This window comes from Psychromonas sp. MB-3u-54 (assembly GCF_002836415.1).
Lineage (GTDB): Bacteria > Pseudomonadota > Gammaproteobacteria > Enterobacterales > Psychromonadaceae > Psychromonas.
On sequence record NZ_PJBP01000149.1, the window covers coordinates 1 to 10289 of the forward strand.

General features: G+C 41.8%; 8 protein-coding genes. 7 read left to right on the plus strand and 1 reads right to left on the minus strand.

The window, feature by feature from the left end; genetic code table 11:
- The 3 genes from rpsD to rplQ all read left to right on the plus strand — a co-directional run.
- Positions 1–412, plus strand: a 412-nt coding sequence (gene rpsD, locus CXF72_RS11275; RefSeq protein WP_101039120.1) for a 30S ribosomal protein S4, incomplete at its 5' end; no start/stop codon positions are given.
- Positions 413–437: 25 nt separating this feature from the next.
- Complete coding sequence (locus tag CXF72_RS11280) at positions 438–1424, plus strand: DNA-directed RNA polymerase subunit alpha (protein WP_011771733.1); 987 nt, start codon at positions 438–440, stop codon at positions 1422–1424.
- A gap of 36 nt (positions 1425–1460) precedes the next feature.
- Complete coding sequence (gene rplQ / locus CXF72_RS11285) at positions 1461–1841, plus strand: 50S ribosomal protein L17 (RefSeq protein ID WP_101039121.1); 381 nt, start codon at positions 1461–1463, stop codon at positions 1839–1841.
- A 225-nt stretch (positions 1842–2066) separates the two neighbouring features.
- Here the strand turns inward: rplQ and oxyR are convergent, their stop codons facing one another.
- The gene (gene oxyR / locus CXF72_RS11290) at positions 2067–2972 is read right to left on the minus strand and encodes a DNA-binding transcriptional regulator OxyR (RefSeq protein ID WP_101039122.1); all 906 of its coding nucleotides are present in this window, start codon (positions 2970–2972) and stop codon (positions 2067–2069) included.
- 147 nt (positions 2973–3119) lie between these two features.
- Between oxyR and CXF72_RS11295 the strand changes: the two genes are divergently transcribed.
- From CXF72_RS11295 to CXF72_RS11310, 4 genes are all read left to right on the plus strand, one after another.
- Positions 3120–6539 (plus strand): hypothetical protein, encoded by a 3420-nt coding sequence (locus tag CXF72_RS11295; protein ID WP_101039123.1) that lies wholly within the window; start codon positions 3120–3122, stop codon positions 6537–6539.
- 203 nt (positions 6540–6742) lie between these two features.
- Positions 6743–7447, plus strand: a complete 705-nt coding sequence (gene trmH, locus CXF72_RS11300) for a tRNA (guanosine(18)-2'-O)-methyltransferase TrmH (RefSeq protein WP_101039124.1) — start codon at positions 6743–6745, stop codon at positions 7445–7447.
- A 17-nt stretch (positions 7448–7464) separates the two neighbouring features.
- Entirely contained in the window at positions 7465–8895 is a 1431-nt protein-coding gene (locus tag CXF72_RS11305; RefSeq protein ID WP_101039125.1) for a DUF2868 domain-containing protein, read from the plus strand.
- The gene (locus CXF72_RS11310; protein ID WP_101039126.1) at positions 8888–10282 is read left to right on the plus strand and encodes a GTPase/DUF3482 domain-containing protein; all 1395 of its coding nucleotides are present in this window, start codon (positions 8888–8890) and stop codon (positions 10280–10282) included. Before CXF72_RS11305 ends, CXF72_RS11310 begins: the two co-directional genes overlap by 8 nt.
- The last annotated feature ends 7 nt before the right edge of the window (positions 10283–10289 follow it).

The window sequence follows — 10289 nt, forward strand, 5'->3', positions numbered from 1 at the left end:
GCAATTCCGTAACTACTACAAAGAATCGGCACGTTTACAAGGCAACACAGGTGAAAACCTGCTTCAATTACTTGAAGGTCGTTTAGACAATGTTGTTTACCGTATGGGTTTTGGTGCAACACGCGCTGAGTCTCGTCAACTAGTAAGCCATAAAGCTATTCTAGTAAACGGTAAAGTTGTAAATATTCCTTCTTTTAACGTTAAAGCAAGTGATGTTATCGTAATTCGTGAAAAGGCTAAAAAGCAGTCACGTATTGGTGCAGCACTTGAAATCGCCGGTCAACGTGAAATCCCAACTTGGGTTTCTGTTGATGCAACGAAGATGGAAGGCATATTTACACGTCAACCTGAACGTTCAGATTTATCTGCTGAGATTAACGAACAGTTAATCATCGAACTTTACTCTAAGTAAAGTTAACCGATAAGAGAGGGCACAAATGCAGGGTTCTGTAATTGAATTTCTAAAACCAAATTTAGTTGGTATCGAACAAATAAATGCAACTAGAGCAAAAGTGACTTTAGGACCGTTAGAACGCGGTTTTGGTCATACTTTAGGTAATGCGCTGCGTCGTATCCTGTTATCCTCTATGCCCGGCACAGCGGTAACAGAAGTCGAAATTGATGGTGTACAACATGAGTACAGCACTAAAGAGGGCGTACAGGAAGATATCCTTGAGATTCTTCTTAACCTTAAAGGTCTAGCGGTTAAACTTGAAGGTAAAGACAATGTTCTAGTCAGCCTAACTAAATCTGGGGCCGGTCCTGTAACTGCAGGTGACATCACTCATGGTAGTGATGTAGAGATAGTCAACCCAGAACATGTGATCTGTCATTTAACGGGCAATGCTGAAATCAGCATGCGTATTAAAATTGAATCAGGTCGCGGTTATGTTCCAGCTTCATCACGTATTCATACTGAAGAAGATGAGCGTCCAATTGGTCGTCTATTAGTAGACGCGACTTTCAGCCCTGTTGAGCGTATCGCTTACAGTGTTGAATCTGCTCGTGTTGAACAGCGCACCGATTTAGACAAACTTGTCATCGATATGGAAACAGATGGGACACTTGATCCGGAAGAAGCGATTCGTCGTGCAGCCACTATTTTGGCTGAACAATTAGACGCATTCGTTGATTTACGTAAAGTCAGTGAGCCAGTAGCGAAGGAAGAAAAACCTGAGTTTGATCCTATTCTCTTACGTCCAGTAGATGATTTAGAATTAACTGTTCGTTCTGCTAACTGTTTGAAAGCAGAAACGATTCACTATATCGGTGACCTGGTACAAAGAACAGAAGTCGAACTTCTTAAAACGCCTAATTTAGGTAAGAAGTCACTTACTGAAATCAAAGATGTGCTTGCATCACGTGGACTTTCTCTGGGTATGCGCCTAGAAAACTGGCCACCAGCAAGTCTCAGCGAAGATTAATCAGTCATCCGAATCATGAACAATAAGGATTAGGTTATGCGCCATCGTCAAAGTGGACGTCAACTTAACCGAAACAGCAGCCACCGTCAGGCTATGTTTCGTAATATGGCAATCTCTATTGCTACGCACGAAGTTATTAAAACGACTGTGCCTAAAGCAAAAGAATTGCGCCGTGTAATTGAACCATTAATTACACTTGCTAAAACCGATAGCGTTGCTAATCGTCGTTTAGCATTTGCTCGTCTTCGTGATGATGCAACAGTTGCAAAATTATTTAATGAATTGGGCCCGCGTTACGCGACACGTCCAGGCGGTTACACTAGCATCATTAAATGTGGTTTCCGTACCGGTGACAAAGCTCCTATGGCTTACATCACTTTGGTAGACCGCCCAGTAGTTGCTGAAGACGAAGAGTAAATCTTAGTTTAAAGCGACATTAAAAAAGCCGAACAATTGTTCGGCTTTTTTGTGTCTGAAAGAAAGCTATAAGGCTATAAGGCTATAAGGCTATAAGGCTATAAGGCTATAAGGCTATAAGGCTTTTAGCTTTCCAGCTTTCCAGCTTTCCAGCTTTCCAGCTTTCCAGCTTTCCAGCTTCCAGCTTCCAGCTTCCAGCTTTCTGGCCTTCCAGCCCTTATGCTGTCACCCATATTCCTTTAATTTAGTCTGTACCGTTGTGCTGATTAGTTGTGCTAATTTTTCAAAACAGATCTTGCGGACACTATTTTTGCGGCACAATAAACCTATTTCTCGGGTGGGCTGTGGATTTTTGAAAGGAATGTACTGGATCCCTTCCTGGTGCCGAGTGATTGGAATAGCTAATTGTGGTAATAAGGTCATGCCGTTTTCAGCACTGATCATATGACGCAGTGTCTCTAAACTGGTCGCTTGAAAACTGCCATCTTCTACGGCGCCTGCTGCAAAACAAAATCCCTTAGTCTGATCTCTTAAACAATGTCCATCTTCCAGCATTAAAACATGCTCACCACTAAGCCGGTTAAGCTCTATTTCCGGTTGCTTTGCCCATGGATGCACATCTGCGATAGCCAGTTCCAGTGGCTCTTGATAAAGGCTATATTCAGCAAAGGATTCCATGCCGGGTAACAGTGCCAAAATCAGACAATCGAGTTCCCCTTCCTCAAGCTGTTTTAATAATACATTGGTTTGCTTTTCATGTAGATACAATGATAAGTCAGGGAAGTGCGTCTTTATTTCCGCAATAATTAAAGGTAACAGATAAGGGGCTACGGTTGGAATAAGCCCAATATGTAAAGTGCCCTGCATCGGTTCGTTGTAACTTTTAGCTATCTCTTTTAATGATTTCACTTCTAATAAAATGGTTTTAGCTTTAGCGACAATATCCAATCCTGCCGGAGTAAAAAGGACTTTGCGGGGAGAGCGTTCCATTAATTGTATACCCAGTTCATCTTCTAGTTTGCGTATTTGACCGCTCAGTGTCGGTTGACTTACAAAGCATTTTTCAGCCGCTTTACGAAAATGTTTTAATTCTTCAAGTGCGATTAAGTACTCTAGGTCCCTAAAATTCATGATAAAAACCTTCCTGGTGAAAATCTTAACGGTATGTGGACATTATTGTTGAACTGTATCAGAAAACGAGTAATAAAGTGCCGTGTGAGAAAAAATTGCTTTATACTGGAAAAATCATTCAGGATTTTTTATGAAAAGGAATTTACTATGCAATGGCATAAAATATTTTCAGTGGCATTTCTTGCATTTATTCTCTCTGCCTGTGGGGAGGGGTTGGATGTAACTACTGACCCCGCTGCTAAAGATACAACAGCGAATAGCTCGATGGCTATCTCTGTTCGCCTGTTAACTTGCCCAATTGGCTATACTGCGCTCACTGATTGTAGCGAAACCTCGACTATCTCTTCGGTTAAACTCGGAGTCGTCGCGGTATCTCTAACACAAGGTGATGAGGGGATTGCGAATGAAATAGTAACGGCAACGACGACTATTGGTGCCTTGAATGTAGGGACTGCATTAACCGATGAAAACGGTCTGGCTATCTTTAATTTAACGGATAATAGTGTTATTGGTGGCGGCCGTATTACGATAACAACGGATGCCGTAGAGCAAGAAACATCAGGCACACTTAATTTTGAGATCGGTGCATCTAATTTAGAAATGTCCATTGAAAATGATACTGCAGGAACTGTATTAGCTCAAAACTCAACGGCTTTGATCACGGTTAAGTTGACAGTAGATGCCGTTTCTTACAATTCACCTGTGGAAGTTACCTTCACCTCTTATTGTGCGGCTGATGGCACTGCTAACTTGGATGAAACTGTCACGTCTATAAATGGTGTCGCCCAATCAACTTATCAACCTATCGGTTGCGTAGGTGATGATTTAATTACGGCCAGTGCACAAATAAATAGTCTCTCTGCAAGTACAACAGTGACAGTTGCTAGTTCTCCGGCTGATAGCATTCGCTTTTTGAATGCTTCGCCACAGAATATTGCGATTAAAGGAACGGGTGGTGCTGATCGCCAAGAAACAGCAAAAGTATTATTTCAAGTTGTTGATCAAAATGGCAAAGCAAGTGCGCTGCAAGATGTGCAATTCGAACTGGGAAGAGGTCCACTCGGGACGACAATTAATCCGAAATTTGCAACAACTAATACAGACGGAGAGGTTTATACGGTCGTCAGCTCGGGTAAGGTTCCTGGTACTGTTAAGGTTAAAGTTAAGTTAGTCAATTCTGCCCTATTAATCTCAAGTTTATCTTCTGAGCTAAGTGTATCTACCGGTTTGCCAGATCAAAATAGTTTTTCAGTCTCTACCGAAAATTTTTCTCCGGAAGCGTTTGAGTATGATGGAGTCAAAGTTGGTGTAACAGTTCAGCTAGCTGATCACTACAATAATGCAGTACCAGACGGTACGACTGTGTTTTTCCATACGGAAGCTGGAGCAATTAATGACCAGGCTAATGGTACGGTCGGTTCATGTCTTACTGAGGGAAACAGTTGTTCGGTTAACTGGGTTTCTGGTGGTGAACGACCCACCGGTAATAAACTTAATAATCAAGGTCTTTTATATGGCTGTGCTGATTCAAAGTTTTACGATTTTGCTCCTTGTATAACGGCCTATGGTATGGGACAGCCCTATGGAGGTCGGGTAACTATTACGGCTTACACAACGGGTGAAGAAAGTTTTGTAGACAGAAATAGCGATGGTGAATTTACACCTGGTGAGTCATTTACCGATGATAACTGCGATGGTACATACACATTTAACGAACCTTTTGTTGATAGTAATAGTGATGGCGAATTTACCAAAGCCGAAGTATTTATTGATAGTGATTTTAACGGGTTTTATACTGTAAAAGAAAAATTTAAAGATATTGATGGTGACGGATCTTATTCACCAGCAGAGCCATTTGATGATATCAATGGCGATGGTGTTTATAGCAAGGCGGAACTGTTTACTGATACGGATGGAAATAATACTTATACTGCTGCTGAGGCTTATGAAGATAGTAATGGCGATGGTGAATATACTATGCTTGAGCCTTACGTTGATAGTAACGATAATAAGGTCTTTGATGGTGTTGCTGAAGATTATGTCGATAGTGATGGTAATGATAAGTACACTGCAGAAGAGACATTTACCGACAGTAATAACGATGGGCAATACACATCTCCGGAGTCATATACCGATACGAATGATGATAAAAAATTCACTCCAGCAGAGCCCTATACAGATATTGGCAATGGTTCATATGATAGTGCTGAAACCTATACAGATACAAATGACAATGGTTCATATGATATTGCTGAGCCCTATACGGACACAGATAAGAATGGTTCATATGATAGTGCTGAAACCTATACAGATACAAATGACAATGGTTCATATGATATTGCAGAGGCTTACATAGACGCTGGTAATGGAAAATATGATGCTGGCGAACCATATACTGATACTAATGGAAGTAATACATACGATATTGCTGAAACCTATACTGATGCAAATAAAGATGGTGGATATAGCCCTGGTGATGCTTATCAAGACAGCAATAACGATGGGCATTTTACCTTAGCTGAACCGTATACTGATTCAGATAGAAACGGCAGCTATACCTATGCCGAATCGTTTACAGATACAAATGCTAATGGCCATCATGATATGCCTGAATCTTTTACTGATTCGAATAAGGATGGTATTTATACCGCTACAGCTGAGGATTTTACGGATAGTAATGGCGATGGTTTATATACTACGAAAGAAGAGTTTACTGATTCAAATGGCGATGGTTTATATACTACAAAAGAATCTTTTACTGATTTAAATGGTGATGGTATTTATACCTCTACAGCTGAAGTTTTTGATGATACAAATAACGATAGCAAATATGATTATGGAGAAACGTTTACTGATATAGACGGTAATGGTCAATATACAGTGCGTGATACCTTTGACGATACGAGTGGTGATAATAAATACACGGGAGATACTTTCACCGATCTGCCTGAAGTTTTTTATGATAATAATGAAGATGGTCTATTTAAAACTTATAAAACGTGTGATGATAATTCTGATGTTCCCAAATACTTAGAAGATGACCCAACTGTTGTTGGTGCTGATAAAGAGGAAAGCATTGATCTTAATCAAGATGGTTATTCATTTGGTAACAAACTCTTTAACGGTATGTTATGTTCAGAAAATAATGCAGCATCAGTTTTTTGTGAGCGTGAACTGGTCAATGTCAGTGATAATATAAGTTTGATTATGGCATCTGGAAACCAATACATGCGTATCCAAAATAATGGGATTGATGCAAACCATGCTGATTTAACCACAGCAACTGGTGTATCAAGTGTGTCACTGCAGGTTTATGTTGCTGATATTAATAATAACCATCCGCCAACAGGCAGCACAATTAGTGTCGCAACAGATAATGGTGAATTATCCGGGAAAGTTGCATGGGACGTTGCTGATAGTAATAGTTACGGGCCATTCTCTTTTACTGTTTTCTTAACAAGAGAAGCCACCGCAAATAAAAAGACAGTTGGCATTACTGAAATAACAGTGACTTCACCTAAAGGCTTAACTTCAACGTATTCAATTACGGTTTCTGATGATGGCTAATGAGTCTTTAATTTTCTAAATTTAAAAAGGAGCCTCGGCTCCTTTTTTTTATCAAAAATTCACTCAATATATTTATTCACCAACATTGGATTTACCCGAGGGCTTATATACTTTAAAGGCTTAATTTATCTAAGATGCGCTGTTTGACTGTTAATATCATGTATAATAGCCTTCTGAATATAACCCTATTTTTGAGAACGATTATGTCACCCGAACGTCTTGCCCGTATTACGAACATGCTAAATTATCGCCAACCGGATCTGACCGTATTTTTAGAGCAAGTGCATAAACCGCATAACCTAGCGGCTATTGTGCGTACTGCGGACGCTATTGGTGTGAGTGATGTGCATGCCACTTGGGAAGACACAGCAGAACGACTTTCAGGGCATACGGCAACGGGCAGTCAGAATTGGGTCAATGTGCATTCACATGAGACCCTGAAGGATGCGGTAAAAGCATTACGTGCCCAGGGTATGCAGATTATTGCAACTAACCTCTCGGACAGTGCAATTGACTTTCGCGAGGTTGACTATACCAAACCCACGGCAATTTTAATGGGTCAGGAAAAGTATGGCATCAGTCAGGAAGCACTGGCACTGGCAGATCAGGAAGTCGTTATTCCTATGGTGGGGATGTGCCAGTCATTAAATGTATCGGTTGCCTCTGCGCTTATATTGTATGAAGCGCAACGCCAGCGTGAACTAGCCGGTATGTATAATGGGGAATGCCGTTTACCCGAGGAGGAAGCGCATCGCATTTTATTTGAAGGTGGACATCCTATTTTTAGTCAATTGTGCAAAGAGAGAAATCTTCCTTATCCCCCTCTGGATGCCGAGGGACAAATTCAGGCTTCCGATGACTGGTGGCTGGCGGTTCGTTCAACGACAAAGAGTCTGAAAAATAAATAAGGTTAGGAGAAGTTTCATTGAGTCTATTTCAGCAACGTTTATTAGCCGAAGGTGTACGCGCTGCTGAAGGTGATTACCCCGCTTTACCCACGCCCGGATTAAACAAGGCAGAGACCAGCTTTGAGCTGCTGCTGCTGGAACGTGCCAAACAGCTGGATCCGGAGCTGCAAATCTCCGCGCTCTTTACCCATTTTAAGCTTCTAACTAACAACCTGTTTGCTTTGTTATCTGTGCTTTTATTAGTGCTGGGCGCAAGCAGCGTAGGGCAACTTTTTAGTGAGCAGGGTACGCAGGTCAACTTTTTTTGGGCGTTCGGCCTGTTCTTTATTCCTAACCTGCTCGCCTTGTGTTTATGGTTATTCCTGTTTTTACAAAAAAATCTATTAAGCGGAGGCTGGCTGGCTCATTTTAGTTTGTTTTTATTCAAAACCGTTGAAAAACGTTTTAATCCGCAAGCAACACAGCATCCTCATTTTTGGCCGCTATTTAAATGTTATTTTAAAATTATTTTATCCGCTGATGTAGGACGTTATCAGTTATCCTATGTCACCCATCTGTTGTGGTTAAGTTATTTTTTCGGTGCAACTATTATGCTGGTTATTATGCTGGCGACCCATCAGGTCGACTTTATCTGGGAGACCAGTATCTTGTCCCAGCAAAGCTTTCAGTGGTTAACCGAAGTGCTCGCTTATATTCCCAATCTATTGGGAGTGACAGTGCCGAACCCTGAGCAGATACAGCAAAGCCATCTAGGGGCGGTGAATGTACTTGCCGAGGCGCAAAACAGTCGTCTGGTTTGGTCCAGTCTATTAATTAGCAGCTTGCTGATTTACGGTATATTACCGCGCTTTCTCTTATTGTTATTGATGCGCTTTTTACTGATTAGAAAAAAACAGCAATTCCAGTTAACCTTAAGTCGACCTTATTACGTACAATTACGGCAACAGCTAAAATCCAATGTCACCTCTCTGGGCATTAAAGATCCTGATCTCGCTAAAATTAAAGCGACTCATTCTCCGCGCTTGGAAACGCCATGTCATGAACTGCCGTCCTGTTTTTATCCTGTGGCGGTGGAGTTATCAGAAAGACAATTTATTGAATGCCTGAAACACGTTAAGCAATTTTCTCCCGAGCAGTTTGCGCTATTAAAAAATGTCTGTGATTTTCAAGCTCAGCAGCAGTTATTAAATGAGCTTAAAACCATCGGGCAAAAAGCGGTGGTGTTATACGTCACTCTGGCGCACCTGCCGGATAGGGGTTTGTTGGCCTTTATTAAATCATTAACCAGTTTAAGCTCAACATCCTTTTATTTATTACTGATAGATGAAGGCCTGATGGAATCATCCCATATAAGCAAGCGGCGCAGTGATTGGTATCAGCTGGCGACACAGGCTGATATCCCGTTAGAGAATATTATTCAGTTCAAAACTCGGGGGGCAGATGAATAAAAAAGGTTTATCGGTTGCGGTAGTGGGCCATGCGAATGCCGGAAAAACATCCTTAATGCGGACCTTATTACGTGATCCGGAATTTGGTGAAGTGGCTGATCAAGCTGGCACTACTCGGCATGTTGAAGGCGGTGCCCTATTAATGGATGACACTAATAGCCTCGCCCTGTTTGATACACCTGGACTTGAAGACTCGATGCGCCTGCATCATATTTTAAGTGGTTATTTTACCAAGCAGTCGGTCGATGGGGTTGAGCGTCTGCAGCACTTTCTTGCGCGTCAGTCCGAATATCCTGAACTTGAGCAGGAGGCGAAAGTACTGCGCAGCTTGTTAAGTAACGATCTTATTTTTTATGTGATTGATTTACGCGAGCCCATTTTAGGTAAATATCGCGATGAATTACAGATTCTAAGCTATGCGGCAAAACCCGTTATTCCGGTACTTAATTTTACAGAGGCTGGCGCTGCAAATCTTGAACAGTGGAAAAAGCAACTGGCACGTTTAAACTTTCATGCTTGTGTCAGTTTCGATAATGTTCACTTTAAATTCTCCGATGAAATTAAAATTTACCAGAAAATGCAAACCTTGCTGGCGGATAAAGAAGAGCTGCTGCAGGCGTTTATCAATCAGCGCCGTGCTCAATGGTCTGAACGTTTTAATGCGGCCAGTGTGATTGTCGCGAACCTGTTTGTTGAATCTGCCTGTGTGCGCTACAAGGCGGTCAATACAGAGCAACAGATAGGACAGGCGACGCTCAATCTCAAACAAGCGGTGCGCCATGCTGAAAGTAAATGTGTTCGCCGTTTGTTAGCGCTCTATCAATTTCGTAAAGGAGATGTCGAAAACAGCGAATTACCCGTTGAACAGGATGGCTGGCAGTTGGATCTTTTTTCAGCGGATAACCTGCAGGAGTTTGGTATCAAGCTAACGGGTAATATAGCGAAAGGCGCAGGAGTGGGCGTTGCGGTTGATTTAGTCACTGCCGGTATGACCTTAGGTGTTGCTGCCTTTACTGGCGGAATCGCAGGTGCGTTATGGGGCGTTAAGCAACGCTATTATGATGAGATAGAGGCTAAAATCAAAGGTTGCCGCTATATCTGCTTAAACGAGACGACGCTGCAGGTATTGTGGTTAAGGCAGATCAAGCTGTTAACACTGCTGCAGCGTCGAGGGCATGCGAGTGTTGATAAAATTGATTATCAGGTGAGCCAGGATAAGCAAAAAAATGAATTACCAAAAAACTGGTCTAAATGGTTACGCAAATCGCGCAACCACCCTGACTGGTCATCACTGAATGAAAAAGGCGCAGATTTAGATGATGACAAGCGTCTGTTATTTATCGAGCAAGTTAGTGCAGAAATGGTCAATACGCTAGGTGACTTATAACCAGCTA